Raw genomic sequence first — 25,770 nt, 5'->3', positions numbered from 1 at the left:
CTTTGTACTCACCCTCTCGGGCTTTCCTCCGGGCGCTTCCCTTCGTTGTTTCCAACCTTACCAGATCCGTTTTCCGGTCCGTTTCCGGTCCGAATTCCGTTTCCGGCCCCCTGTTGGAGCGGGGTTTCGCCTTTCAGCTTTCGCTTTCCGGCGGTGATCCCGACTTTATCAGAAGCTTTCCGGCCGAGCTAATCGGCTTTCCGCTTTCCAATAAAGGAATCGAGGTGCCCGGGGCGAATCTCGTTCACCACCAGAGCGCTATAGACACTAACCGCTGCTTGGGAGCCTGTCCAGCTCCCCCGGCAACCGTTCGAATCTACCTCCCCACTCCTCCCGTGTCAACAGGTTTCCTGGGGCGAAGAGGACAGTACCAGGCTGACCAGCCCTTCCGCACATCGAGTCACCGAAGGGAACCTCAGGTGAACGTCGACGGCGGGCTGTCCAGGTCCTCCAGCTCGATGCCGGGCGCCGACAGAACCACGTCGCCGGCCAGGTTCACCGTGTGCTGCTCGCCGGTCTCCAGGTCGCTGACCTGGTACTCGTCCACTTGGAGCGGGCCGTTGTCAGTGGCGTGTGCTGTCCTGCCGACCAGGGCCCACGACTGGTCGAGGGTCCGGGGGGCGAGGACGGGGGAGGTGAAGCCGACCAGGCGGATGCGCGTGGCGCCCGCGCCCGGTGTCAGGCGCAGCGCGCGGGACAGGGCGACGTAGAAGGCGGGGGACGCGCCGGTGAAGGCGCGTGCCTGCGGGACATTGCCTTCCGTGGCGTGCTCGCCGGACGGGTCCGTGCGGACCCAGGTCACGCCGTCGAGGGCCGCGCCGCGCACCTGCCAGTCCGCGGCCTGGAGCTGCAGGCGGATGGGGCGGCCCAGGGCGTCGAGGGTGAGGTCGACGGAGCCGGCGTGGTCGCCGGCCGGAGTGGTGAGCTGCGAGACGTAGCGCCAGCCGGAGGGGCCGGTGGCGCAGTGGAAGTGCTCTTCACCGAGGGGGGTGTGGTCGTGCGGGTCGTGGAGCGAGTAGCGGCCGCGGGGCATGGTGGGGTCCTCGACAGAACGGGGACAGGCCCCTGCCTTCCCGGCAGGGGCCTGCTACCGATCGCTGTTCGTATTGCTTGTCGTGCTGCGTCGGTGTCAGTAGCGGTAGTGGTCCGGCTTGTACGGGCCCTCCACCGGTACACCAATGTAGGCGGCCTGCTCCGGGCGGAGCGTGGTCAGCTTGACGCCGAGCGCGTCGAGGTGGAGGCGGGCCACCTTCTCGTCCAGCTGCTTCGGCAGGACGTAGACGTCCGTCGGGTAGGACTCGGGCTTCGTGAACAGCTCGATCTGGGCCAGCGTCTGGTCCGCGAACGAGTTCGACATGACGAAGGACGGGTGGCCGGTCGCGTTGCCCAGGTTCAGCAGGCGGCCCTCGGACAGCACGATGAGGACCTTGCCGTCCTCGAAGGTCCAGGTGTGGACCTGCGGCTTGACCTCGTCCTTCACGATGCCGGGGATCTTCGCCAGGCCGGCCATGTCGATCTCGTTGTCGAAGTGGCCGATGTTGCCGACGATGGCCTGGTGCTTCATCTTGGCCATGTCCGAGGCCATGATGATGTCCTTGTTGCCCGTCGTGGTGACGAAGATGTCGGCGATCTCGACGACCTCGTCCAGGGTGGTGACCTGGTAGCCGTCCATCGCCGCCTGCAGCGCGTTGATCGGGTCGATCTCGGTGACGATGACCCGGGCGCCCTGGCCGCGCAGCGACTCGGCGCAGCCCTTGCCCACGTCGCCGTAGCCGCAGACGACCGCGACCTTGCCGCCGATCAGGACGTCCGTGGCGCGGTTGATGCCGTCGATCAGCGAGTGGCGGCAGCCGTACTTGTTGTCGAACTTCGACTTCGTCACCGCGTCGTTCACGTTGATCGCGGGGAAGAGGAGCGAGCCGTCGCGCTGCATCTCGTAGAGACGGTGGACGCCGGTCGTGGTCTCCTCGGTGACGCCACGGATCTCGGACGCCAGCTGGGTCCACTTCTGGGGGGTCTCCCCCAGGGTGCGGTTCAGCAGGGTGAGGATCTGGGCGTACTCCTCGCTGTCCGCGGTCGACGGGTCCGGGGCGCTGCCCGCCTTCTCGAACTCGACGCCCTTGTGGACGAGGAGGGTGGCGTCACCGCCGTCGTCCAGGATCATGTTGGGGCCGCCGGTGGCGGTGTTCGGCCAGGTCAGGGCCTGCTCCGTGCACCACCAGTACTCCTCCAGGGTCTCGCCCTTCCAGGCGAAGACCGGCACGCCCTGCGGGTTCTCCGGGGTGCCGTTCGGGCCGACCGCGACGGCGGCGGCGGCGTGGTCCTGGGTGGAGAAGATGTTGCAGGACGCCCAGCGGACCTGTGCGCCGAGGGCCACGAGGGTCTCGATCAGCACGGCCGTCTGGACGGTCATGTGCAGCGAGCCGGTGATGCGCGCACCCGCCAGCGGCTGCGTCTCCGCGTACTCCTTGCGGATCGCCATCAGACCGGGCATCTCGTGCTCGGCCAGCGTGATCTCCTTGCGGCCGAAGGCCGCCAGCGAGAGGTCCGCGACCTTGAAGTCCTGGCCGGGGGAAGTGGTGGTCATACGGGCTGCTCCTCTGTGAAGGGCGAGCGAGGGTGGACACGGCCGTGCATGCGGTCGGGCTGCCTGAAGCAGCTGGACACACTGGACGCACCGGTGCCCCGACCGCAGCGCAGTCCGTCGGAGGCCCTCTCTCCCTCGGCCGGTCCGTCGTGCGGGCCGCCCGACCGCCATCAGCAGCGACGTCTGGCTCGTTCACGAATCTACACCGGGGGCCTGCCGAACCCCACCCCCACTGGCGCCCCATCCGCCGGAACGTCAGATTCCGTCGAACTCCCGGCTGCTGGCACCGGAACGTCCTTGTTTCCTGTGCAGGTCAGGTGTTGCAGGATGCGATCAGCGCGAGGATGCGGCACGCCGCCGCGAGTGATCCGTTGTGAGGAGACCCACGTGGCCAGTCCAGCCAGTGCAGCCGGTCCCGCCGGGAAGGACGGAGGGGCCGGAGGGGACGGAAGGGCCGGAGGGGCCGCACCGGGGCGCAAGCTGCTCGCGGTGACCGCCTGCCCGACCGGGATCGCGCACACGTACATGGCGGCGGAGAAGCTGGCCCAGGCCGCGCAAGTGCTCGGCCATGCGATGAAGGTCGAGACGCAGGGGTCGATCGGGGCGGAGAACGTGCTGTCCGACCGCGAGATCGCGGAGGCCGACGGCATCATCGTCGCCGCCGACAAGGACGTCGACCTCAGCCGCTTCGCCGGGAAGCGGGTGCTGTCCGTCGGGGTCGCCGAGGGCATTCACCATCCGGAGCGGCTGATCCGGGACGTGCTGGGGGCGCCGGTGCACCGCGGCCCGGGGGACGGCGGCGGGGGCGGTGCCGATCTCTTCGGCGGTGCGGGCGGTGCCGGCGGGAAGGAGCGCGGATCCGTCTACAAGGCGCTGATGAACGGCGTCTCGTACATGATCCCGTTCGTCGTCGTCGGCGGTCTGCTGATCGCCGTGTCGCTCGCCCTCGGCGGGCGCACCACGCCGCAGGGGATCGTCTTCGACAGCTCGTTCTGGCAGTCCGTCAACGACATCGGCGTCATCGGCTTCACGCTGATGATCCCCGTCCTCTCCGGCTACATCGCCTACGCGATCGGGGACCGGCCGGCCCTCGTGCCGGGCATGGTGGGCGGCTGGGTCGCGAGCCACGGGGAGCTGTACGACAGCAAGGCGGGGGCGGGGTTCATCGGGGCGATCGCCACGGGGTTCCTGGCCGGCTACCTGGTGGTGTGGATCAAGAAGGTCAGGGTGCCGGACTTCGTCCGGCCGGTCATGCCGGTCATCGTGATCCCGGTCGTAGCCACGACGTCGCTCGGCCTGTTCTTCGTCTACGTCATCGGCCGGCCGATCGCCTGGGTCTTCGAGCACCTCACCAGCTGGCTGGGCGGGCTGACCGGGACGAGTGCCGCCCTGCTCGGTGTGGTGCTCGGGATGATGATCGCCTTCGACATGGGCGGGCCGGTCAACAAGACGGCGTTCCTCTTCGGGGCGGGGCTGGTGTCGAAGAACCCGGAGGTCATGGGCATCTGCGCGGCCGCGATTCCGGTGCCCCCGCTCGGGCAGGGGCTCGCGACGCTGCTGCGCCGGGGGCTGTTCAGCGTGCAGGAGCGGGAGACGGGGCTGGCGGCTCTGTTCATGGGGTGCTTCGGCATCACCGAGGGTGCGATCCCGTTCGCCGCGGCGCGGCCGGCGCGGGTCATTCCGGCGAACATGGCCGGTGGCGCGGTGGCCGGGGCGGTGGCCGGGCTGGCGGCGGTGCAGGACAACGTGCCGCACGGGGGGCCGGTGGTGGCGGCGCTGGGGGCGGTCGGCGGGGTGCCGATGTTCTTCGTCGCCATCGCCATCGGGACGGTGGTGACGGCTCTGACGACCGTCACCCTGATGACGGTCGGGACAGGGCCGTCCGTGGTGCCGGCTCCCGCCACGGGGGCGGCGGCGACCGGGCCCGGGCCCGCGCCCGCCGGTTCAGCGCCTGCCGGTTCAGGGCCTGCCGGTTCAGGGCCTGCCGGTTCGGTGTCCGCCGGGTCCGCGCTCTCCGGGCATCTCACCGCCCGGACCGTACGGCCGCGGCTCGCGGCGCGGGAGAAGGAGGCGGCGATCCGGGAGATGGCGGGGCTGCTCGCGGCGGGGGGCGCGGTCACCGACGTGGCCGGTCTGGTCGCGGCGGCGCTCGCGCGGGAGGAGCTGGGGACGACCGGCCTCGGGGAGGAGATCGCGATCCCGCACGCGAAGACGGACGCGGTGTCGGCACCGGTCGTGGGCTTCGCCCGGTCGGACGAGGGGATCGAGTGGGGGGCGCTCGACGGGACGAAGGCCCGGTTGATCTTCATGATCGCCGTGCCGGCCGCCGCGGCGGGCGACGAACACCTGCGGATCCTGGCGATGCTGTCGCGGAAGCTGATGGATCCGGGGTTCCGGGAGCGGTTGCTCTCGGCGGAGGGCGAGGCGGACGCGCTCGTGAGGATTCTGCAGGAGGTGCAGTGACAGGAGATGCAGTGACATGAGGTGCAGTGACCGGCCCGGGGCCCGGGTGAGCCCGGCTCCGAGCCGCTCGGCCCGGTGGCCAGCCCGGGCCCCGGCCGGCCACCGCTCGCTCAGCGCGGGCCCGGACCGCCCGGGGTCGCCGCCGGGTCCATTCCTGCCGCAGCGGCTTCCTCGCGGTAGATGTCCGGTTCCAGGTAGATGACCCGGGCGATCGGGACCGCCTCGCGGATCCTGGCCTCGGCCGCGTCGATGGCGTCGGCGACCTCGGCCGCCGTGTCGTCGTGCTGGACCGCGATCTTCGCCGCGACGAGGAGCTCCTCGGGGCCCAGGTGGAGGGTGCGCATGTGGATGACGCGGGTGACCGTCTCGCCGTCGACGGCCGCGGCACGGATCTTCGCGACCTGATCGGGGCCGGCCGCCTCGCCGAGCAGCAGGGACTTGGTCTCCGAGGCGAGGACGAGGGCGATCAGGACCAGCAGCGCGCCGATGCAGAGGGTGCCGATGCCGTCCCAGACGCCGTCGCCCGTGAGGATGGAGAGGCCGACGCCGCCCAGCGCGAGGACGAGGCCGACGAGGGCGCCGAAGTCCTCGAGGAGCACCACGGGCAGTTCGGGGGCCTTGGCGGTGCGGACGAACTGGCCCCAGGACTGCTTGCCGCGCAGTTCGTTGGACTCCTTGACGGCCGTGCGGAAGGAGAAGCCCTCCGCGATGACGGCGAAGACGAGGACGCCCACGGGCCAGTACCAGTTGTCGAGCGCGTGCGGTTCCTTGATCTTCTCGTAGCCCTCGTAGAGCGCGAAGACGCCGCCGATGGTGAAGAGGACGATCGAGACGAGGAAGCCGTAGATGTAGCGCTCGCGGCCGTAGCCGAAGGGGTGCTCCTCGCTGGCCGCGCGCTGGGCCTTCTTGCCGCCGAGCAGGAGCAGCGCCTGGTTGCCGGAGTCGGCGACCGAGTGCACTCCTTCGGCGAGCATCGACGACGAGCCGCTGAACCCGAACGCGACGAACTTCGCCACGGCGATGGCCAGGTTGGCGCCGAGCGCGGCGACGATGGCCTTGGTTCCGCCTGATGCACTCATGTGTGCGGGGTATCCCTTCCGCCCTGATCCGCCCGATCCACCCCCGGACCGCCGGGCTTTGCGTTTCCTTTACTGCTACGGCGGGCCATTGTCGCAGCCGCGGGCGCGGGCACGGGCTCAGACGGCGACCGTGGCGCGGAAGACCCGGGCGTCGTCACCGGCGAGCGCGACGGGCTCGGCTGCCCGTACGAACGCGGACTCGCCCCGGCGGAGGCGCAGCTCCTCGCCGGTGTCCGTCCTGCGGAGGACGGCGGCGCCCGAGGTGCACAGAAGAATCTGGGGGGTGCCGGTGGGCAGGGTGGCCTCGGCGCCGGGCGCGAGGTCGAAGCGGGAGAGGCGGAACTCCTCGACGGGGGTGCCGTAGACCTCCTCGCCGCCGGCGTCGGCCTCCGGGCGCAGGACGGCGGGGGCGGTGCTCTCGAAGCGGACGACGCGCAGGAGTTCGGGGATGTCGATGTGCTTGGGCGTCAGGCCGCAGCGCAGCACGTTGTCCGAGTTCGCCATGATTTCGACGCCGAGGCCGTCGAGGTAGGCGTGCGGGACGCCGGCGCCCAGGTAGAGGGCTTCGCCCGCCTGGAGGCGCACGTGGTTGAGGAGCAGGGCGGCGATGACGCCGTGGTCGCCGGGGTAGTGCCGGGCGAGGGAGGCGCAGGCGGCGTACGCCTCCCGGTGCGGGCCGTCCTGCGCGGCGAGGCGTTCGGCGGCGGCGGCCGTTTCGGCGACGGTCCGGGCCATGTCCTCGTGGTCGGCGCCGAGGACGGCGGTGAGGACCTCGCGCAGGGCGTCCTCCTCCGGCTTGGCGTGCAGGAGGTCGGCGTACGGCTTGAGGGAGTCGACGTCGAGGGCGGCGAGGAGGGCGGCCGTCTCGCCGGGGGCGCGGAAGCCGCACAGGCCCTCGAAGTGGGTGAGGGCGCAGAGGAGTTCGGGCTTGTGGTTGGTGTCCTTGTAGTTGCGGTGGGGCGCTTCGAGGGGGACTCCGCGGGCCTCCTCCTCGGCGTGGCCGGCCGCGGCCCGGTCGAGGTCGGGGTGGACCTGGAGGGAGAGCGGGGACGCCGCCGCGAGGATCTTGAACAGGAAGGGCAGCCGCGGCCCGAAGCGCTGCACGGCCCGGGATCCGAGCTCTCCCTCGGGGTCGGCGGCGATGACGTCGGAGAGGGGGCGCAGGTCTGCACCGCCGCCGTCCCGCGCCACGCGGGAGGGCGCGCCCGGGTGGGCTCCCATCCACAGTTCTGCCTGCGGCTCGCCGGTGGGGGTGGTGCCCAGCAGCTCGGGGATCGCGGTGGTGGAGCCCCAGGCGTAGGGGCGCACGGTGTTGACGAGGCGGTCCATGCGGGCGGTTTCCTGACTGTTGCGGGCGTACGGCGTTTGCGACGTGGTGTGTGCGTCGTCGTTACGGCGTCGTCGTCTCGACGTCTGCGTCTGCTGTCTACGGGGTCGAGGCGAGAGCCAGGTAGACGGCAGCGAAATCCGTGATGGCCAGCAGTTCGGCGGCGGTCTGCAGGGGGCTGTCGGCGTCCGTGGGCTCCAGCTCACTGACGGGGGTCTCGCGCTGCAGGGCCAGTTCGCGGGCGGCGGGGGCGGGTGAGGTGACGTCCGGCTCCTGCTCGCGGAGCAGGACGACGCGGGCGTGCAGCGTCTCCGGCTCCTCCACGCGGTCGCGGAAGAAGTCCTCGGGGTCGGCGCCGGCCGCGAAGTCGCCCGAGAGGAGCGTGCCGTGGGCGGTCAGGGCCTCGGGGAGCTCGGCCGCCAGGGCCGGGCGGCCGGCGAGCGCGGCGAGGACCGTGGCGAAGTGCCGGCCGGCCGCGGCGGCCAGCTCCCCCTCCGTCCAGATCAGGGGAACGGTGTCGGCCAGTTCGGCCGCCAGGGTCTTGGCGGGGTTGCTGTACGTGGCGATGGCCGGTCCGCAGCGCTCGGCGACCTGGTCGAGGCGGTCGGCGAGGGCCTCGACCGCGGACGGGTCGGCCGCGAGCAGCCCTATGCGGTCGGCCAGGACGAGCAGGGGCGTGATCAGGGACCAGAGGAGGCCCGGGCCGATGGGCAGCGCGGGGCGCTCGCCGGCCGGCCGGTCCTCGCCGCCGGCCGCGGCGCCCGGCTCGATGCCCGCGCGGGTCTCGCTCGGCGACGTCGTCAGCGGGACCGCGAGACCGCGGGCCTGCGCGGTGGCGTCGGCCAGAGGAGAGCCGGCCGGAGTGACGCAGACGACGGAGCAGCCCCGGCGGTACGCCTGCTCCAGGAGGATCGCGAGGCCGGGTTCCGTACCGTCCGGGCTGGCGACGAGCAGCAGGTCGAGGGGGCCGGTCCAGCCGGGGAGCACCCAGCGCAGGGCGCCGGGGGCCGGGGCCACGCCGGTCGGGCGGATCAGAGTGACGGGGGCGCTGCCCCCGGCCAGTGCGGTGAGCAGGTCCGCCGTGCAGCCGGCGGCCGGGCCCGGCCCTGCGACCAGCACCGCGCGGGGGCGGCCGTCCGGGCGGAGCGCGGGGACGCCGGCCTCCGCCGCGTTGCGGGCGGCCGTGCGGACCCGGGCGCCCGACTCGGCGGCGCCGCGCAGGAGGCCGTGGAGGTCGGCGCGGGACAGGGCGTCGGGATCATCGAGGAGTGACTCGTCGAACACCGTGGATCAGCCTCCGGGTCGCCGTCGTGTACGCCGTGGTGTACGCCGTGCGGTGCGCCCTCCCGGCGGGTCGGGGGGCGGTCGGGCGGGCGCGCCGGTGTCAGGCCGGGCGCCGGGCCTCGTCCACGAGCAGCACGGGAATGCCGTCCCGGACGGGGTAGGCCAGGCCGCAGCCGTCGCCCTCGCACACCAGCTCGGGGGACTCCTCGGAGGCGGACTCGTCGCGGAGAGGCGCGTGGCACGCCGGGCAGGCGAGGATCTCCAGGAGACCGGCTTCGAGCGGCATGAGGGTTCCCTTCGGGATGTACGTCTCTGTGCGGCCAGGGTACCTGCGCGCTCCGCTGGGGGAAGCGCGGCATGCGGGGTGTGCGTGCGCACGGCTCCTTCCGCCTTCGCCGCGCCGGGGCGGACCGGGATGCGATCCCGTACGCCGGGATGGCGATCGGCCGCGACGGCGCGGGGCGGCGGCGCCGGGCTCGGCCGAGGCCGGGGCGGCACCGCCGGGAAGGCCGGATTCACATGCTCGCCATCGCGGCGGATCCAAGTGGGCGGGGCACGTCCGCCCCTGCGGCTCCGGCGTCTCCCCCGCTGCGACGGCGCCCGGCTACGACGACGCAGACCGGCGGCGCCGGGCTCGGCCGAGGCCGGGACGGCACCGCCGGGAAGGCTGGATTCACGTGCTCGCCGTTGCGGCGGATCCAAGTGCCCACGCCCGGCATCTCCCCCGCCGCGACGGCGCCCGGCCACCACGACGCAGACCGGCGGCACCAGACCCGGCCCAGGCCGGAACGGCACCGCCGAAACGGCCGGATTCACATCCCCGCCATTGCGGCGGACTCCGTGGTCCGGGCCGTGGGTCGCTGTCCCTGCCCGGAGGGCTACGCGCGGACGATCGCCAGGACCTCGTCCCGTACGCGGGCCACCGTTTCCGCGTCGCGGGCCTCGACGTTCAGGCGGAGGAGGGGCTCCGTGTTGGAGGCGCGGAGGTTGAACCACCAGTCGGGGGTGGTGACGGTGAGGCCGTCGAGCTCGTCCACCTCCGCGCCCGGCAGGTCCCCGTACGCGGCGCGGACGGCGGCCGTCCGTCCCGCCTGGTCGGCGACGGTGCTGTTGATCTCGCCGGAGCCGGCGTACCGGTCGTACTCGGCGACCAGCCCGGACAGCGGCCCGCTCTGGCCGCCGAGGGCGGCGAGGACGTGCATCGCGGCGAGCATGCCCGTGTCGGCGTTCCAGAAGTCGCGGAAGTAGTAGTGCGCGGAGTGCTCGCCGCCGAAGACGGCACCGGTGTCGGCCATCTCCTGCTTGATGAAGGAGTGGCCCACGCGCGTGCGCACGGGCGTGCCGCCGCACTCCTTGACGACCTCCGGCACGGACCAGGAGGTGATCAGGTTGTGGATGACCGTGCCGCCGGGGTGCTTGGCGAGCTCGCGCGCCGCGACGAGCGCGGTGATCGCGGACGGCGAGACGGGGTCGCCGTTGCCGTCGATGACGAAGCAGCGGTCGGCGTCGCCGTCGAAGGCGAGGCCGATGTCGGCGCCGACCTCGCGGACGCGCGCCTGCAGGTCGACGAGGTTCTTGGGGTCGAGGGGGTTGGCCTCGTGGTTGGGGAAGGTGCCGTCGAGCTCGAAGTACATGGCGTCAAGGTCGAGGGGCAGCCCGGCGAAGACGGTGGGGACGGTGTGCCCGCCCATGCCGTTGCCGGCGTCGACGACGACCTTGAGGCGGCGGATGCCGCTGAGGTCGACGAGGGAGCGCAGGTGGGCCGCGTAGTCCTCCAGGACGTCCCGGCGGGTGACGGTGCCGGGGGCGGCCGCGGGCTCGGGGGCGCCGTTTTCGAGCCAGCCCTCGACGAGGGCGCGGATCTCGGCGAGGCCGGTGTCCTGGCCGACGGGGGCGGCGCCGGCCCGGCACAGCTTGATGCCGTTGTACTGCGCGGGGTTATGGCTGGCCGTGAACATCGCGCCGGGCAGGCCGAGGCTGCCGCTCGCGAAGTAGAGCTGGTCGGTGGAGCAGAGGCCGATCTCGGTGACGTCCACGCCGCGGGCGGCGGCGCCGCGGGCGAAGGCGCCCGAGAGGCCGGGCGACGAGGGCCGCATGTCGTGGCCGACCACGACGGCGCTCGCTCCGGTGACTTCGGCGAAGGCGGCGCCGAAGAGTTCCGCGACGGTCTCGTCCCACTGGTCCGGGACCACGCCGCGTACGTCGTATGCCTTCACGATCTGCGACAGATCAGCCACAGCCAACGCCTTCCTGGGTCCGGTACGGGGGAGACAAACCTACCGGGAGGAAGTGACGGTCCGGGCCCGGGTCGGCCGGGCGCAGCGTCAGTTGTCGGGCGAGCGCAGGACCCTGAGGTGGCCTCGGCGGGCGACCTCCATGGGGTCGGCCTCGCGGCCGCCGGGGCCGGACGCGCCCGGCGGGGGGCCGGGTTGGACGGCGCGCTCCTGCGGACGGGCCGCCTCGCGCACGGCGTTGGCGAGCGCTTCGAGGTCGTCGCCGCTGGGGCGGGCGGGGCCGCTGTCGAGGGCGAGCCGGACGACGTCCCACCCGCGGGGGGCGGTCAGGCGCTCGGAGTGCTCGGCGCACAGGTCGTAGCAGTGGGGTTCGGCGTAGGTGGCGAGCGGTCCGAGGACGGCGGTCGAGTCGGCATAGACGTACGTCAGCGTCGCGACGGCCGGGCGGCCGCACGCGGTGCGCGAACAGCGACGTACAGGGCTCACGACGTTGGACGGTACCGCACTCTTGAGCGGGCCGCGACGACTCACCCCCGGCTCACCCCTCCGTGTCGTCCTGGTTCGTCCTGTGGACGCCTGCTTCTCCCCACCCCGCTGACCTGCGCGGGGGCTGGTGAACAGGGTCTCACCAGAGGCGGGTGCGCACACCGGCGCCCCTCCCCGAACCCGCGCAAGCAGACCGGACGGTCCGGTATCTGACCATAATTGATCACAGGGCTGGCCGGAATGTTCATCAGGCGACATTCCCGGGATGCGCGACAGCCACGTGCGACGGGGCGGCCGACAGATACCCTCAAGAGTGATGGACAACCGCGTACCTCCTCCGGCCACCACCGGAGGTGTCCCCAGCCGATCCGGGCCGCGCCCCCGCCACCGCGACCGCCATGGACGCGGCATGCGCGGGCCGATCGCACCGCCCCAAGTGCCGCTGTCGGTCAGCCGCGGCGAGGCGTTCGTCGACCTGGTGCACGACTCCGCGGAGCGGCTGGAGCGGCGCTGGCCGCAGCTCGCGTCCGTCGACTTCGTGGTCCGCGAGGTGCCGGTCGCCAGGAGTGACGCCGGGGGCGCGCTGAGCGACCCCGACGGCCTGGACGCCTTCGACTTCGACGGCGAGTCCGTGCCCCTCGGCCGCTACGTGGCCGCCCGCGGCGACGCCCCGGACCGCATCGTGATCTACCGCCGCCCGGTGGAGATCCGCACCAAGGGCCGCGAGGAGCGCGCCCTGCTGGTGCACGAGGTCGTGGTCGAGCAGGTCGCCGAACTCCTCGGGCTCGCCCCGGAGTCGGTCGACCCCCGTTACGGCCAGGACTGAGCCGCCCGGTCGCCGGGGCACCGCCCCTCAGCGGTTGAGCATCGACAGGTCCTGCTCCGCCTCCGGCACCTTCACCGAGGAACGGTCGTCCGCCAGCGGCTGGATCGTGAACAGGGGGACGCCGTCCTTGGGCAGCGCCAGCATCCGCGAGGCGTGCACGGGCCCGCCGGAGACCTTCTCCACGGTCACCGCGAACGACCCCTTGGCGCCCGCCGGCTGGGGCGGCTCCACGGTCAGGGTGGTGCCCGGCTTCACCGTGTACGTCTTCTCCGCCGGCTCGCCGCCCTCGCTGCCCGCCGAGGAGGTGACCTTGACCTGCGCCGCCTCCTTGCCGGGCGCGACCAGGGCGAGCGTGCTGCTCTTGGGGCGGTTGTCCGCCACGGTGGCCCGCCCGCCGAGCTGCTGCACGGCGGGGATGTACGCCGTCTCCTGCTTGTCGTCCTTGCCGCGGGTGACGCGCAGCGCGGCGACGACCGGTGCGCTCCTGCCGTCCGCGGTGAGCAGCAGCGAGCCCGCCTCGCCCTTGGTGACGTCCCCCAGGTCGACGGCCGCGGTCATGCCGCTGCGGACGTGCACGGTCTCGTGGCCGGCCGGGGTGATCGTGCCGTTCGGGCCGGCGAAGCGCACCTTGAGGTCGGCGTCGTCCGAGCCGGGGGCGAAGACGACGAGCCGTACGGATGTCGCGTCGCCCGGGATGCCCGGGAGGACGGCGTCGGCGGCCGGTTCGGCGGAGGCCGGCAGCCAGTCGCCGCCCTTCTTGTCGTCGGCCGTCTGCAGGCCCGCCCCCACGCGGCCCGAGCGGGCGGCCACGTGCAGCGTGACGTCCTCCGCGGGCTGGTCGGCGAGGGAGGACAGCAGCACCGGGACGGTGGAGCGCGGCGGGACGGTGACGCCCTCCCCGGCCCCGGACTTGATCCGGCCGTCCTTGCCGTAGAGCTCCAGGTCGACAACGGCGGCCGCGCTGTCGGGGTTGGTGAGGTGGACGTAGTCCTGGCGGCCCTTGGCGGTGCTCGCGCCCGGGAACCAGAACGAGGTGTCGGGCGCCGTACAGGTCAGCCCGTGCAGCCCGCGGCCGCTGCCGGCCGCGATCACGGTGGTCTGCTGGACGGTCCAGCCGGGGGCGAGCGCGCCGTCGGCGCTGCCGATCAGGGCGGGGGCGTCGGAGCGGCCGGTGGTGGCCGTGGCGGGCTTGCCGGGCTCCTTCAGGGACAGCACCGAAGTGCCCGCGGGCGCAGGGCCCTTGTCACCCTTGTCACCCTTCTTATCCTTGTTGCCCTTACTGTCCTTGCTGTCCTTCTTGTTGCTGTCGTCCTTCTTGTCGCCGCCTGCCGCGGACAGCAGTTCGGCCGTGCCCTTCCTCGCGCTCTTCGCCCCGCCGGCCGGAGTGAAGGCGGTGTACGCCGTCTCCCCCACGTCCGACGAAGTCGGGGCCGGGCAGAGGGCCATGGAGCGCTGGACGGGCAGCCGGGCGGGCGCCTTCGCGGCCGTACGGGCGGCCGCGCTGCCGCCGCCCTCGCCGCCGGACGGCGCGGTGAGGACGGCCGCGCCGCCCAGGGCCGCGAGTGCGGCGGTCGCGGCGAACAGGGACAGGGTGGTGCGCTTCACTGCTGCTCGCTCCCGTCGCGGTGGTGCCGGTCACCGCCGCCGTACGTCGTGTCGTGTGCTCCGGCTCCGCCGTAGGTGTACGGGTCGTACGCCCCGGTCTGCCCGTTCGCGTAGGGCTCCGCCGGGTACGGGTACGGGGCTTGCTGGTGGGCGCCACCGTAGGCGGCGTCGTGCGTGGCCTCCTGGCCTCCCTGATAGTGCTGTTCGCCGTACGTGCCGTAGGGCATCTCCTGCCCGTACTGCTGCCCGTACTCGTGCCCTTGTTGCTGCACGTGCTGCTGCCCGTACGGATCGGCGTACGGATCGGCGTACGCGTCGGCATACGGGGCCGCGTACGGGTCGGCGTAGGAGTCGGCGACGGGCTCGACGGGAGGGGCTTCCGGGGCGGGGGCGTCCGGCCGGGCGGCCTCCGCCGCGGCCCGCAGCCTGCGCGCGCGGCGGCCCTCGCCTGCGGCGGCCTGGGCCGGTACGGAGGCGGGCGCGGCGACGGCCGCAGGTGCGCTCTCCCCCTCCGGGAGGTCGTCGTCGACCTGGCGCTTGCGCCCGGGAAGGGCGAGCACCACGAGGACGGCCGCGAGGAGGCCCTGCGCCCACAGCCACGTGCTGTGCGTGGCGGGCGCCTTGTACGTCAGCGCCAGCCTGCCGCCGGCGGCGGGCAGTTCGAAGCCCTGTGCCCAGCCGTCGACGGTGGTGCGCTTGAGGGGGCGGCCGTCGAGCGTGGCCTGCCAGCCGGGGTCCGCCTTGTCGGCGATCCGCAGGACCCGTCCCTCGGGGCCCGCGGGAAGCTTCGCACGGGACTCGACGGGCCCGGCGGGGACCGGCGCGGGGGCGGACTGTTCACCGCTGCCCTTGCCGCTGCCCTGCGCCCCGCCGGCGACGACGGTGATGCGGGCGACCTCGCGGTCCACCCGCCACAGGGAGGCGTGGTCCTGGCGGCTGAGCCGTGTCAGGCCGGGAGTGGTGTCCAGGGCGCGGCCCATGGCCGCGGGGGCGCTGTCGCGGACGAGGACGTAGCCGACGGCGTAGTCGGCGAGGAGGCCGGCCTGGTCGGCGCCGGAGCCCGCGACGAGGCCGGCGACGACGGTGTGTGGGGGGGGGGGGCCCCGGGGGCCGGGGCCGGCGTGGGGGGCGCCGGGGCGGCCGCCGGAGCCCCGGACGAGTGCGTAGGTGACGCGGCCGTCGCGGCCGTCGAGCACCAGGGTGCGGGCCTGGTCGCGGGTGGCCGCCTCCTCGGCCACGAAGGCGGGCACCTGGGCCGCGTCGCGCCGCTGCAGCGGGCCGTCCGCGCCGCCGGCCGCCCAGCCCGCGGCGGCGACCAGGGGGGCGGCGGCCGCGGCGAGGGCGATGAGCACGGCCACGGGCTGCCGCCAGCCGAAGCTGAGGGCGGCCACGCGCGCCCGCGCGCCTTCCGCTCCGACGACCGCGGCGGCGATGAGGGCGAGCCCGTAGAGGAGGGTGGCCGGTCCGGCCCAGGCCGAACGGGCGGAGAGGACGGCGGCCGCCAGGGCCGCCAGGGCCGCCAGCCAGGCGCCGCGGACGGCGAGCTGCCGGTCGGCGCGCAGCAGGGCGGCGAGCGCGGCCAGGACGACGCCCGCGAGCAGCGCGCCGCCGACGGTCTTCGCGCCGCCGGGGTCGGCGGTGAGCAGGTACAGCGGAGAGGCCGTGGCGGTGGCCGCCTGCCCCAGGCCGGCCTCGGTCAGGAAGCGGCCCGGGTGCGCGAACAGGCCGAGGGACCAGGGGGCCAGGACGGCCAGGGGGGTGAGAGTGACGGCGAGGAAGCGCGGGCCGTGGAGCAGCAGCCGCGGGCGCCCGCCCTGGGCACCGTGGAAGGCCAGGGCGGCCAGGCCCAGGACGACGGCGAGCGGCCACACCACCGGAGTGAAGGCGGTGGTGACGGTGAGCAGGAGGGCGTACGCCCAGGACGCGCGCCAGGTGGGGCGGGCGCCCGGGACGCGCAGGCCGGTGGCGGCGACGGCGGTGCGCGCCATGAGCGGCAGCAGGACGGCCAGGACGGCGGTGCCGAGGCGGCCTCCGGCGAGGGCACCGGTCGCGGCGGGCAGGAAGGCGTAGGCGACGGCGGCCCAGGCGCGCAGGGGGCGGGAGGAGACCAGCGGGCGGGAGGCGAAGTAGGCGCTGAGCCCGGCCAGGGGCACCGAGCAGACGAGCAGCAGGGTGAGGGTGAAGCCCGTGGAGCCGAGGAAGAGCGTCGAGAAGCTGGCGAGGACCGCCAGATAGGGCGGTGCGCTTCCGGTGCTGCCGACGCCGACGGGGTGCCAGGCGTCCGTGTACTGCGCCCACAGGGCCGACGCGCCGTCGGGCGCGGGCAGGAGGGCGCCGCCCGAGAGGCTGCCGGTGCCGAAGAGCTCACGGCAGGCGACGAGGGAGACGAGCAGCAGGAGGGCGAAGAGGACGGGGGCGGGCTTGCGGAAGATGCGCTTGAGGCGGGCGAACTGCTCGATCTCCAGGAAGTCGGCGTCCTCGCCGGTCGGCCCGGATTCGACGGCGCCGTGGCGACCGCCCGCGGGGCCGTCGTCCCAGCGGCCGCCGAGGCTGGCCGCCAGTTGCTCGGCAGTGGCCCGGAGGGTGGCTCCGGGCGGCGGGAAGAGCGGTCTCAGTTCGCCGGGAGCGACCGCGGGGGTGCCGCGCTTCGCCCGGGCGGCGCGGATGCGGCCGGGCCGCAGGAGGACGCGGAAGAGGCCGGTGAGCTCGTCGAGGGCCTGCGCGGGGGCCTTGCCCAGGAGGTAGCCGGCGGTCCGCAGGAGGGTGCTGAGGACGAGCCGCAGCATCACGTAGGCGAGGGCCGGGCCGCGGGTGTTGGCGAGGAGGGTGTGCACGGCGCCGGCCTTGTCGACGCGGTGCGGGTTGACCGGGCGGCGGCCGGCGCAGTCGACGGGGCGGCGTTCGCGGGCGGCGGCCTCGGCGTGCCGCAGGACGGCGTCGGGGGCGACGAGGACGCGGTGGCCCGCGGCGTGGGCGCGCCAGCACAGGTCGACGTCGTCGCGCATGAGGGGCAGCCGGGGGTCGAAGCCGCCGAGCTGTTCGAAGACGTCGCGGCGGACGAGCATGCCGGCGGTGGACACGGACAGCACGGTGCGGATCTGGTCGTGCTGGCCCTGGTCCTGCTCGCGGCGGTCGATGCCGGTCCAGCGACGGCCGCTGCGGGCGATGGAGACGCCGGTCTCCAGCAGCTGGCGGCGGTCGTACCAGCCGCGCAGCTTGGGGCCGAGGACGGCGGCGCCCGGCTCGGAGTCCGCGACGCGCAGGAGCTCGTGGAGGGCGCCGGGCTCGGGCGCGCAGTCGTCGTGCAGGAGCCACAGCCACTGGACGGGTTCGAGGTCGGCGTCGCCGTGGCGCCGGCCGTCGCCGGGCTGGTCGTAGCCGTCCTCGCGCCAGGTGCGGCTGACGGGGTCCCAGCCGCTGGAGCGCTTGAGGTAGGGCAGTTCCTCGGGGTCGGGCGCGGGGACGGCGCGCAGGGCCTCGTCGACGGCGGTGCCGAAGCCGGCGCGGCGGGCGAGGTGCAGGACGCGGTCCGGGCCGAGGGCGTCGGCGAGGAGCTGGGCGGAGTCGTCGGTGCTGCCGGTGTCGGCGCCGACGGCGCTCTGCACGGGCCGCTCCTGGCCGAGCAGGCCGGACAGGGCGTCGGGGAGCCAGCGGGCGCCGTCGTGGCTGACGATCACTGCGGTGACGACGTGGCGCGGGAAGGCCGGCGGGACGGCGGGGTCGAACGTGGGCAGACGGTTGGGGGCGGCGGACGCGTCCGCCGTATTCGAGTGCGCCGCATTGCTGTGCACGGACATCGGGGTACGGGCCCTCCGGCCGGGGTCCGGGGCGGGCCCCGGATGACTGCTGTGCTGGACTGCGCCGGCCGCGGGTGCGCCCGTCGGGGCGGCGGTGCGTCTCGGACGGGCCACCACACTAGTGGCTGCGCACACAGCGGTCCGCCTCGCGCCGGTGGCGCGGCGGGCGGACCGGATGTCCCGTACGCGGCGGGCCTGCCGTGCGTACGTCATGGCGTACGTCACAGGGGTGCGCCATGGAGTGCGGAAGGCCTCCCGGCAACAGGGAGCCAAGGCCTGGCCTTCGCTTTTAACTTTCCGTGACCACCGGCCCATTAATTCCCGCATTTACCGGAGAATCGCTGGCCCTGGAATCACGGAGACCAATAAGACCAAAAGTCCGCCCGTAGGATCTATAGGACTCGTAGGCCTATCGGAAGCTCAGACCGCCGCCTTCTTGAGGCGGCGGCGCTCACGCTCGGACAGGCCGCCCCAGATGCCGAAGCGCTCGTCATTGGCAAGGGCATATTCAAGGCATTCCGAGCGGACTTCGCAGGCGAGGCAGACCTTCTTCGCCTCCCGCGTGGACCCGCCCTTCTCGGGGAAGAAGGACTCGGGATCGGTCTGAGCGCACAGCGCGCGCTCTTGCCAGCCGAGCTCCTCGTCCGCCTCCTCGACCAGCAGTTGCTGAAACAGCTCGGTCATGTGCGCCCCTCGTCTGTCATTTACGTCCCCGCATCGTCGCCTTCATCAAGTACGGCACAACGACACGGGTGAAATTACAAGTGTGCCGATCCGGGCCAGTCAAGCCGAGATCTGCTATTGGGCCCCTTATTCACTCTGCGGAACCAAAGCCAAGCAGAAAGTGTCCAAAAGATTACAAGTCCGGACAGACCCCTCTGCGCCGCTCCCACCGGGCCACGGCCGCCCCGTTCCCCTCCGCAAGAAGAGGACGTCACGCGCGGCAATCCCGTTGCACCGTCCGGCCGAACGATGTTTGCGGCCCCGGTCGCAGCGCCACCTCTCCATGGTCACACCCCCGCAAACCTTGGAGCACCCACAGTTACCGGATGAGGTGAAACATTGCCCCCAAAAGGGACGTGCAGTTGACACAACGTGTCCGGGCCCGTCACCGTGGTGGGCATGCCAGTGAACGCCGCCCTCAGCCTGACCCGTAGCTACGGGTCCCGCTGCGCTGTGCAGGCTCGCTGTCGCTGTTCCAGCTGTTGATGCCGTCGACGCCCCAGAGCTCCGGCTGACCTCTCCGCAGCATCGCTGCGCCCCGCGCCCGCGCGGCCGTCGTCACGGCCGTCCACGGCGCACCGCACCCCTGCGCCACCCGTAGCTCCGGGCACCCCCGCGCTCCGCCCGTCACGCGCTCCCCCGCACCTTCCGCCGCTTCCGCCGCTTCCGCCGAGGAACCCCCGCACATGAACAGCGACGTCCAGATCGCCGGCGACCCGCTCGCCATCCCCCACCTCATGCCGCCCGCGCCCGCCCACCCGCGCACCGTCGCCGAGTTCGCCGGGCTGGCCCGCTCCGTCGCCGCCGACCGCGCCTCCTGGGCCCACCTCGTCCAGTACGACGCCACCAGCCGCTGGTACCACCGCCTCCGCGTCGGCCCCGGCTACGAGGTGTGGCTGCTGAGCTGGGTGCCCGGACAGGGCAGCGGGGCCCACGACCACGGCCCCTCCTCCGGGGTGCTGACCGTCCTCCAGGGTGAGTTGACCGAGATCACCGGAAGCACCGGCACGCCCGGCGGCGCGCGGCAGGTGCTGCGCGCCGGAGCCCAGCGCGTCTTCGCGCCCGGATACGCTCATGAGATCGTCAACGACTCGCTCGCACCGGCCGTCAGCCTGCACGTGTACTCACCGGGGCTGACCGAGATGCCCATGCGGGCGTCGGTCTCGGCGACCGCCATCAGGGACGTCGTACCCAACTGACAAACTGCTGCCTATGCCTATGCCTATGCCTACGCAGCGCATCGTCGTTCTGGCCGGTGGAATCGGGGGCTCCCGCTTCCTCCGCGGCCTCAAGTCAGCAGTCCCCGACGCCGACATCACCGTCATCGGCAACACCGGCGACGACATCCACCTCTTCGGCCTCAAGGTCTGCCCCGACCTCGACACCGTGATGTACACGCTCGGCGGCGGCATCCACGAGGAGCAGGGCTGGGGCCGGGCCGGCGAGTCCTTCGCCGTGAAGGAGGAGCTGGCGGCGTACGGCGTCGGGCCCGAGTGGTTCGGGCTCGGCGACCGCGACTTCGCCACGCACATCGTCCGCACGCAGATGCTCGGCGCCGGGTACCCGCTGAGCGCGGTGACCGAGGCGCTGTGCGAGCGGTGGCAGCCCGGGGTGCGGCTGCTCCCCATGAGTGACGACCGTGTCGAGACCCATGTCCTGATCGACGATCCCGACGGCAGTGCCGGCTCCGGCTCCGATTCCGGGGCTCCCTCGCGCAAGGCCGTGCACTTCCAGGAGTACTGGGTGCGGCTGCGGGCCGGCGTGCCCGCGCACGCGGTCATCCCCGTCGGCGCCGAGCAGGCCAAGCCCGCGCCCGGCGTCCTGGAGGCGATCGCCGCCGCCGACGTCATCCTCTTCCCGCCGTCCAACCCCGTCGTCAGCATCGGCACCGTGCTCGCCGTCCCCGGCATCCGCGAAGCCGTCGCCGGCGCCTCCGCCCCCGTCGTCGGCCTCTCCCCCATCGTCGGAGACGCGCCCGTGCGCGGCATGGCCGACAAGGTCCTCGCCGCCGTCGGCGTGGAGTCCACCGCCGCGGCCGTCGCCGGGCACTACGGCTCCGGGCTGCTCGACGGCTGGCTCGTCGACACCGTCGACGCCGGCGCCGTGGAGACGGTCGAGGCCGCGGGCATCCGGTGCCGGGCCGTCCCGCTGATGATGACGGACACCGAAGCCACGGCCGCCATGGCCCGCGAGGCGCTGGCGCTGGCCGAGGAGGTACGGGCGTGAGCGCGGTCCCCGGATTCCGGGTCTGGGCCGTTCCCGGCATCCCCGAGGTGCAGGCCGGCGACGACCTCGTCAAGCTCCTCGCCGGGGCCGTCACCGGCGAGGGCCTGCCCGGGCTCGCCGACGGCGACGTCCTGCTCGTCACCTCGAAGATCGTCAGCAAGGCCGAGGGCCGGATCGTCCGGGGCGACGACCGCGAGGCGGCCATAGACGCCGAGACCGTACGGGTCGTCGCCCGCCGCGGCCCCCTGCGCATCGTCGAGAACCGGCAGGGCCTGGTGATGGCCGCCGCCGGCGTCGACGCGTCCAACACCGCCGCCGGGACGATACTGCTGCTGCCCGAGGACCCCGACGCCTCCGCCCGCGCCCTGCGCGACGGGCTCCGGGAAGCCCTCGGCGTCGACGTCGGCGTCCTCGTCACGGACACCTTCGGCCGGCCCTGGCGCAACGGGCTGACCGACGTCGCCATCGGCGCGGCCGGAGTGCGCGTGCTGGACGACCTGCGGGGCGGCACCGACGCGCACGGCAACCCACTGACCGCGACCGTCGTCGCCACGGCGGACGAGCTCGCCGCTGCCGGGGACCTCGTCAAGGGGAAGGTCTCGGGACTGCCGGTCGCGGTGGTGCGCGGATTGCCCCACGTGGTGGGCGAGGACGGTGACGGTGCCCCCGGGGCGCGGGGCCTCGTGCGGGCCGCCGGCGACGACATGTTCCGGCTCGGGACGTCCGAAGCGGTGCGTGAGGCGGTGACCTTGCGGCGGACCGTGCGGGAGTTCACCGGTGAACCCGTCGACGGCGCCGCCGTGCGGCGGGCCGTTGCTGCCGCCATCACCGCTCCCGCCCCGCACCACACGACGCCCTGGCGGTTCGTCCTGCTGGAGTCCGCGGAAGCGCGGGGGCGACTGCTCGACGCCATGCGGGAGGCGTGGATCGCGGACCTCCGGGGGGACGGGTTCAGCGAGGAGAGCATCGCCAAGCGGGTGCGGCGGGGGGACGTGCTGCGGAACGCGCCGTATCTGGTGGTGCCGTGTCTGGTGACGGAGGGGTCGCACACCTATCCCGACGCGCGGCGCAACGCCTCCGAGCGCGAGATGTTCGTCGTCGCGGCCGGAGCCGCCGTGCAGAACTTCCTGGTGGCGCTGGCCGGTGAGCGGCTGGGGTCGGCGTGGATCTCGTCGACGATGTTCGGCCGCGATGTGGTGCGGGTGGTGCTGGAGCTGCCGGAGGGGTGGGATCCGAGGGGGGCCGTGGCGGTGGGGCATGCGGCGGCGCCGCCGCGGGAGCGGCCTGAGCGGGTCGCTGACGCGTTCATCTCGGTGCGGTAGCCCGTAGGGGGCCGGGGGCCGGGGCCTCCGGGGCAGGGTCCCCGGACCGTATATTTACGGCGCCCCTCGCCCCTGCGCGTTCTCACCCGGCACTTGGCGCCACACATACACGTCAGCGTCCAGGGACCCTGCCCCTGCGGCCCCGGCCCCCTCCCGCCGTCGTCGTCAGCCGGCCCTCGTGCGCTCCTTGGCAGAGGGGTCCGTCGTCAGACGGCTCCCTCGCGTCAGAGGGCCCTGATGTCGTTCACCGAGAAGCGTGGGCCTCTGCGCGGCGGTCTGGTGCCCGTGAGCAGGATCAGGCGGCACGCCCTGTGGCGTTGGCCCTCGTACGGGGTCAGGAGGTTCAGCATCGCCGTGTCGTCCCCGTCCCTGGCGCCGGTCAGGGCGTAGCCGATGATCTTCGGTAGGTGCAGGTCGCCCACCGTGACGGCATCGGGGGCGCCATTGCTGCGCTGGAGCGTCTCCGCCGCCGTCCAGGGGCCTATGCCGGGGACCGCCTGGAGGCGCCGGGACGCCTCGGCGTCGTCCATGGCAGCCGCCTCCTCCAGGCGTCCCGCCACGCGGGCCGCCCGGACGATCGTCGCCGAGCGTTTTCCGTCCACGCCCGCCTTGTGCCAGTCCCAGGACGGGATCGTCGCCCAGCCGCGCGGGCTCGGCATCACCCTCATGCGGGGAGCCGGGCCCGGGGCCGGTTCGCCGTGCTGCTGGAGGAGGAGGCGCCAGGCCCTGTACGCCTCGTCCGCCGTGACCTTCTGTTCCAGGACCGAGGGGATCAGGGACTCCAGGACCAGGCCCGTACGGGCCAGCCTGAGTCCCTGGTGGCGGCGGTGCGCCTCGTGGACCAGGCGGTGGCGGGGCGTGAAGGCGCCCGGGTCGTCGCCGGCGCCCAGGAGCGCGGGGAGCGTCTCCAGGAGCCGGTCCGCGCCGGGGCCCCACGCCTGCGCGTGGATGCGGTCGCCCAGGTCGGTCACGTGGAGCGTGCCGGGGCCTTCCGGCGTGCGGCTGGCCCGCCACACGGAGCCGTCCGGGTCCACCCGGTAGGCCGGGTCACCCGGGCCCCGCGCGAGGACGCCCAAGGTGCGGCCCATGTCGTACGGGGCCGGTGGGGTCCATGTGCGGGTCTTCATCCTGCCAGCGTACGTTCCAGCATTTACCACCAAAGGTGCTGCATGCCGGATTTATCCGGCCCCTACTGGTCCGACGAGAACCTGATCGTTCCCGCCGGGATCCTCGCCTCGCACCAGATCCGGGCTCCCGCCCGCAGCTCGTTGTCCGCCCCCACGTGCGCCCGGTCCCCGATCACCGCGCCGTCCAGCACCGTGCGCGCCCCGATGCGGGCCCCCGTGCCCACCAGCGAGTCGCGGATCTGCGCGCCGGCCTCGACGACCGCGCCGTCGAGGATCGTCGAGCCGTCCACCAGGGCGCCCGGCTCCACGCGCGCGCCCGCGCCGACGACCGTGCCGCCCGTCAGCTTGGCGTCCGGCGCCACGTCGGCGGTGTCCAGGACCAGCCGGTCGCCGCAGCGGCCGGGGACCGCGGGCGACGGGGCCCGGCCCAGGACCAGGTCGGCCGAGCCGCGGACGAAGGCCTGCGGCGTGCCGAGGTCCAGCCAGTACGTCGAGTCGACCATGCCCTGCAGGTGCGCGCCGGCCGCCAGCAGGCCCGGGAACGTCTCGCGCTCGACCGAGACCGGGCGGTCCGCCGGGATGCTGTCGATCACCGAGCGGTTGAAGACGTACGCGCCCGCGTTGATCTGGTCGGTGACGATCTCCTCCGGCGTCTGCGGCTTCTCCAGGAAGGCCGTGACCCTGCCCGTCCCGTCGGTCGGGACCAGGCCGAAGGCGCGGGGGTCCTCGACCCGGGTGAGGTGGAGGGAGACGTCCGCGTTCGTGGTGCGGTGGGTGTCCACGAGGGCTTCGATGTCCAGGCCCGTGAGGATGTCCCCGTTGAAGATCAGGACGGGGTCGTCCGGTCCGGAGTGCAGCCGGGAGGCGACGTTGCGGATGGCGCCGCCGGTGCCGAGCGGCTCCTCCTCGGTGACGTACTCGAGGTGGAGGCCGAGGGCGGAACCGTCGCCGAAGTACGGCTCGAAGACCTCCGCCAGGTACGACGTGGCGAGCACGATGTGCTCCACGCCCGCCGCGCGGGCTCGCGCCAGCTGGTGCGTCAGGAAGGGGACGCCCGCCGCCGGGACCATGGGTTTGGGCGTGTTCATCGTGAGCGGACGCAGCCGGGTTCCCTTGCCGCCGACCAGGAGGATCGCTTCAGTCAAGGTGTTGTCTCTGCTTCCTGCTGGGGCCGGGCCGTGATCGGCGGCCAGTGTATGCAGACCGGAGGGCGCCCCCGCGCCGGGTCAGCGTCCCTGGAGGCGTGCCGCGGCGGCACGGGCGATGCCGAGCTTGCGGTAGAGGCGGTCACCGGGGCACTCCGTGGAGAAGCCGTCGCGGTGTCCGGAGATGACCTTGAGCCGCACCGTGGTGCCCTTTTTGAAGAGATTTCCGCCTCCGGAGACCAGGCTCGTGGTGCCGGCCGGGTTGGCGCCGAACAGTCCGAGCTTCCATGCGGTGAGGTCCGCCACCGCGTCGACCGCCGCGGTGGACGGATTGGTGGTTCCGTACGTTCCGAGAACGGCGATGCCCATGCTGTTGCTGTTGAAACCGAGGGTGTGCGCCCCCTTGACGGGCTTGGCCACGCCTCCTGAGCGGCCCTCGTAGACGGTGCCGCACTTATCGATGAGGAAGTTGTAGCCCAGGTCCCGCCAGCCGCTGCTCACAACGTGGTAGCGGTAGATACCGCGGATGACGGACGCGGACTGCGCGCAGGAATAGCGGTTGCCGGAGGCCGTGTGGTGGACGAAGGCCGCGCGGACGGCTCCGGTGTAGGAGAAGCCGGACTCGCGCAGCGATTCGTCGGCGCCCCAGCCGGCGCGGGTGACGATGCGGGGGCGCGGGCCGACGTAGCGACCGCCGTCGGCGGAGCCGGGGCGGTCGGAGTCGTCCGAGTCGTAGCCGTCGGGCGGATAACCGTCCTCCTCGTCGTCGGCCGGCAGCTCGCCCACGCCGGTGTGCTCGACGTCGCCCTCGGACTCGGGCTTGCCGAGGGCGGGGATCTCGGTGGCGCCCAGAGGGGCGAGCGGGACGTTCGCGGCCGAGGCGGCGAGCTCGTTCTCGCTGGGCACGGGCGGCGCCGCGGAGCGGGCGCGATCCACCCCGGGGTCGACCAGTTCCAGGCGCATCCCGGCGGGCAGGGAGCCGCCGGGGGTGCGCCCGCTCGCGGCGTCGGGGCGTACGCGCACCTGGATGGCGTCGGAGGCGCCGACCCACAGGGGCGCGGTGGAGCCGCGCAGCCGCCCGGCGCGGGCTTCCGTGGAGTCGGTGTCGGGGCGGTCGTCGTCGTGGGTGGAGACCTCCTGCCAGTCCGCCCAGTCCCGGCCGCCGATCGGTCGGGTGCGCACCTGGGCGTGGCCGCGCAGCTCGGCGCCGGCGTCGTCCCAGACGATGCCGACCAGCGAGAACGGCTTGACCTCCATCTGGGGCAGGCCCTGTTCCGTGGAGGTGGGCTCGGGGCCCGCCGTGCGCTTCTTGCTGTGGCTCTTGGCATGGCTGCCGCCGGCATGGCCGGCGCCGTGGCTCGCGCCGCGGAGCGGGACGAGCGGCAGCGACTGGGTGCTGCCGGGCACGGAGCGCGCGGTGACGCCCGGGTCGTGGGTGGACGACGCGGCGGACGAGGGGGTGGCGAGGAAGGGCAGGGTGAGGGCGGCGCAGGCGGTCACGGTCGAGGAGACAAGGATTCCACGCATGACGAAAATCTT

The 25,770-nt window shown here is 73.4% G+C and carries 19 protein-coding genes; 5 read left to right on the top strand and 14 right to left on the bottom strand.

Translation table 11 applies throughout. The features are described from left to right. Positions 1 to 415: 415 nt before the first annotated feature. Both ACOTKD_RS30170 and ahcY read right to left on the bottom strand, forming a co-directional pair. Positions 416 to 1,033 carry a hypothetical protein gene (locus tag ACOTKD_RS30170; RefSeq protein ID WP_424892146.1) on the bottom strand — a complete coding sequence of 206 codons (618 nt, stop codon included), beginning with the start codon at positions 1,031 to 1,033 and terminating at the stop codon, positions 416 to 418. 96 nt (positions 1,034 to 1,129) lie between these two features. Next, complete coding sequence (gene ahcY, locus ACOTKD_RS30165; RefSeq protein ID WP_424892145.1) at positions 1,130 to 2,587, bottom strand: adenosylhomocysteinase; 1,458 nt, start codon at positions 2,585 to 2,587, stop codon at positions 1,130 to 1,132. A 489-nt stretch (positions 2,588 to 3,076) separates the two neighbouring features. On the opposite strand from ahcY, the gene ACOTKD_RS30160 reads away from it, so the two are divergent. Then, positions 3,077 to 5,050 (top strand): fructose-specific PTS transporter subunit EIIC, encoded by a 1,974-nt coding sequence (locus ACOTKD_RS30160; protein WP_424892144.1) that lies wholly within the window; start codon positions 3,077 to 3,079, stop codon positions 5,048 to 5,050. 110 nt (positions 5,051 to 5,160) lie between these two features. Here the strand turns inward: ACOTKD_RS30160 and ACOTKD_RS30155 are convergent, their stop codons facing one another. The 6 genes from ACOTKD_RS30155 to ACOTKD_RS30130 all read right to left on the bottom strand — a co-directional run bounded on the left by ACOTKD_RS30155 (position 5,161) and on the right by ACOTKD_RS30130 (position 11,505). Next, positions 5,161 to 6,129, bottom strand: a complete 969-nt coding sequence (locus ACOTKD_RS30155) for a cation diffusion facilitator family transporter (RefSeq protein WP_424892143.1) — start codon at positions 6,127 to 6,129, stop codon at positions 5,161 to 5,163. Between the two features lie 117 nt (positions 6,130 to 6,246). Next, the gene (gene manA / locus ACOTKD_RS30150; RefSeq protein WP_424892142.1) at positions 6,247 to 7,458 is read right to left on the bottom strand and encodes a mannose-6-phosphate isomerase, class I; all 1,212 of its coding nucleotides are present in this window, start codon (positions 7,456 to 7,458) and stop codon (positions 6,247 to 6,249) included. 97 nt (positions 7,459 to 7,555) lie between these two features. Beyond that, on the bottom strand, positions 7,556 to 8,740 hold the full coding sequence (locus tag ACOTKD_RS30145; RefSeq protein WP_424892141.1) for an SIS domain-containing protein: 1,185 nt from the start codon (positions 8,738 to 8,740) through the stop codon (positions 7,556 to 7,558). A gap of 100 nt (positions 8,741 to 8,840) precedes the next feature. Beyond that, on the bottom strand, positions 8,841 to 9,026 hold the full coding sequence (locus ACOTKD_RS30140) for a Trm112 family protein (protein ID WP_106677533.1): 186 nt from the start codon (positions 9,024 to 9,026) through the stop codon (positions 8,841 to 8,843). 592 nt (positions 9,027 to 9,618) lie between these two features. Next, the gene (locus tag ACOTKD_RS30135) at positions 9,619 to 10,977 is read right to left on the bottom strand and encodes a phosphomannomutase/phosphoglucomutase (RefSeq protein WP_424892140.1); all 1,359 of its coding nucleotides are present in this window, start codon (positions 10,975 to 10,977) and stop codon (positions 9,619 to 9,621) included. 87 nt (positions 10,978 to 11,064) lie between these two features. Further along, positions 11,065 to 11,505 (bottom strand): DUF3499 domain-containing protein, encoded by a 441-nt coding sequence (locus ACOTKD_RS30130; protein ID WP_424892139.1) that lies wholly within the window; start codon positions 11,503 to 11,505, stop codon positions 11,065 to 11,067. Positions 11,506 to 11,869: 364 nt separating this feature from the next. Between ACOTKD_RS30130 and ACOTKD_RS30125 the strand changes: the two genes are divergently transcribed. Continuing rightward, complete coding sequence (locus ACOTKD_RS30125) at positions 11,870 to 12,286, top strand: metallopeptidase family protein (RefSeq protein WP_424892138.1); 417 nt, start codon at positions 11,870 to 11,872, stop codon at positions 12,284 to 12,286. A 27-nt stretch (positions 12,287 to 12,313) separates the two neighbouring features. Here ACOTKD_RS30125 and ACOTKD_RS30120 read toward each other — a convergent pair whose 3' ends face one another. The 3 genes from ACOTKD_RS30120 to ACOTKD_RS30110 all read right to left on the bottom strand — a co-directional run bounded on the left by ACOTKD_RS30120 (position 12,314) and on the right by ACOTKD_RS30110 (position 18,372). Continuing rightward, positions 12,314 to 13,891: a DUF5719 family protein gene (locus tag ACOTKD_RS30120; RefSeq protein ID WP_424892137.1), complete on the bottom strand. Its 1,578-nt coding sequence runs from the start codon at positions 13,889 to 13,891 to the stop codon at positions 12,314 to 12,316. Further along, positions 13,888 to 17,688: a glycosyltransferase family 2 protein gene (locus ACOTKD_RS30115; protein ID WP_424892136.1), complete on the bottom strand. Its 3,801-nt coding sequence runs from the start codon at positions 17,686 to 17,688 to the stop codon at positions 13,888 to 13,890. Before ACOTKD_RS30115 ends, ACOTKD_RS30120 begins: the two co-directional genes overlap by 4 nt. A 420-nt stretch (positions 17,689 to 18,108) precedes the next feature. Then, the gene (locus ACOTKD_RS30110) at positions 18,109 to 18,372 is read right to left on the bottom strand and encodes a WhiB family transcriptional regulator (RefSeq protein ID WP_004952403.1); all 264 of its coding nucleotides are present in this window, start codon (positions 18,370 to 18,372) and stop codon (positions 18,109 to 18,111) included. Between the two features lie 725 nt (positions 18,373 to 19,097). Here ACOTKD_RS30110 and ACOTKD_RS30105 point away from each other — a divergent pair. From ACOTKD_RS30105 to ACOTKD_RS30095, 3 genes are read left to right on the top strand one after another with little or no spacing between them, the layout of a single operon-like run. Continuing rightward, a complete protein-coding gene (locus tag ACOTKD_RS30105; protein WP_424892135.1) occupies positions 19,098 to 19,610 on the top strand; it encodes a cysteine dioxygenase in 513 nt (170 codons plus the stop codon). A 19-nt stretch (positions 19,611 to 19,629) separates the two neighbouring features. Next, positions 19,630 to 20,637, top strand: a complete 1,008-nt coding sequence (gene cofD / locus ACOTKD_RS30100; protein ID WP_424892134.1) for a 2-phospho-L-lactate transferase — start codon at positions 19,630 to 19,632, stop codon at positions 20,635 to 20,637. Further along, positions 20,634 to 21,959 (top strand): coenzyme F420-0:L-glutamate ligase, encoded by a 1,326-nt coding sequence (locus tag ACOTKD_RS30095; RefSeq protein ID WP_424892133.1) that lies wholly within the window; start codon positions 20,634 to 20,636, stop codon positions 21,957 to 21,959. Before cofD ends, ACOTKD_RS30095 begins: the two co-directional genes overlap by 4 nt. A 224-nt stretch (positions 21,960 to 22,183) precedes the next feature. On the opposite strand, the gene ACOTKD_RS30090 is transcribed toward ACOTKD_RS30095, so the two are convergent. The 3 genes from ACOTKD_RS30090 to ACOTKD_RS30080 all read right to left on the bottom strand — a co-directional run bounded on the left by ACOTKD_RS30090 (position 22,184) and on the right by ACOTKD_RS30080 (position 25,758). Beyond that, a complete protein-coding gene (locus ACOTKD_RS30090; RefSeq protein ID WP_424892132.1) occupies positions 22,184 to 23,086 on the bottom strand; it encodes a DNA-3-methyladenine glycosylase family protein in 903 nt (300 codons plus the stop codon). A 62-nt stretch (positions 23,087 to 23,148) separates the two neighbouring features. Beyond that, positions 23,149 to 24,231 carry a sugar phosphate nucleotidyltransferase gene (locus ACOTKD_RS30085; protein WP_424892131.1) on the bottom strand — a complete coding sequence of 361 codons (1,083 nt, stop codon included), beginning with the start codon at positions 24,229 to 24,231 and terminating at the stop codon, positions 23,149 to 23,151. Between the two features lie 81 nt (positions 24,232 to 24,312). Further along, positions 24,313 to 25,758, bottom strand: a complete 1,446-nt coding sequence (locus ACOTKD_RS30080) for a peptidoglycan recognition protein family protein (protein ID WP_424892130.1) — start codon at positions 25,756 to 25,758, stop codon at positions 24,313 to 24,315. Positions 25,759 to 25,770: the final 12 nt, after the last annotated feature.

The organism is Streptomyces sp. XH2, assembly GCF_049725035.1.
Lineage (GTDB): Bacteria > Actinomycetota > Actinomycetes > Streptomycetales > Streptomycetaceae > Streptomyces > Streptomyces roseoverticillatus.
The sequence above is the reverse complement of the archived record's forward strand: the minus strand, read 5'-3'. Positions and strand labels throughout refer to the sequence as shown.

Bases quoted from the DNA above. Each gene is read 5' to 3' on its own strand.
- ACOTKD_RS30140 (WP_106677533.1), bottom strand. From the start codon at position 9,026: ATGCCGCTCGAAGCCGGTCTCCTGGAGATCCTCGCCTGCCCGGCGTGC.
- ACOTKD_RS30110 (WP_004952403.1), bottom strand. From the start codon at position 18,372: ATGACCGAGCTGTTTCAGCAACTGCTGGTCGAGGAGGCGGACGAGGAG.
- ACOTKD_RS30115 (WP_424892136.1), bottom strand. From the start codon at position 17,688: ATGTCCGTGCACAGCAATGCGGCGCACTCGAATACGGCGGACGCGTCC.
- cofD (WP_424892134.1), top strand. From the start codon at position 19,630: ATGCCTATGCCTACGCAGCGCATCGTCGTTCTGGCCGGTGGAATCGGG.
- ACOTKD_RS30080 (WP_424892130.1), bottom strand. From the start codon at position 25,758: ATGCGTGGAATCCTTGTCTCCTCGACCGTGACCGCCTGCGCCGCCCTC.
- ACOTKD_RS30155 (WP_424892143.1), bottom strand. From the start codon at position 6,129: ATGAGTGCATCAGGCGGAACCAAGGCCATCGTCGCCGCGCTCGGCGCC.
- ACOTKD_RS30125 (WP_424892138.1), top strand. From the start codon at position 11,870: ATGCGCGGGCCGATCGCACCGCCCCAAGTGCCGCTGTCGGTCAGCCGC.
- ACOTKD_RS30105 (WP_424892135.1), top strand. From the start codon at position 19,098: ATGAACAGCGACGTCCAGATCGCCGGCGACCCGCTCGCCATCCCCCAC.
- ahcY (WP_424892145.1), bottom strand. From the start codon at position 2,587: ATGACCACCACTTCCCCCGGCCAGGACTTCAAGGTCGCGGACCTCTCG.
- ACOTKD_RS30170 (WP_424892146.1), bottom strand. From the start codon at position 1,033: ATGCCCCGCGGCCGCTACTCGCTCCACGACCCGCACGACCACACCCCC.
- manA (WP_424892142.1), bottom strand. From the start codon at position 7,458: ATGGACCGCCTCGTCAACACCGTGCGCCCCTACGCCTGGGGCTCCACC.
- ACOTKD_RS30090 (WP_424892132.1), bottom strand. From the start codon at position 23,086: ATGAAGACCCGCACATGGACCCCACCGGCCCCGTACGACATGGGCCGC.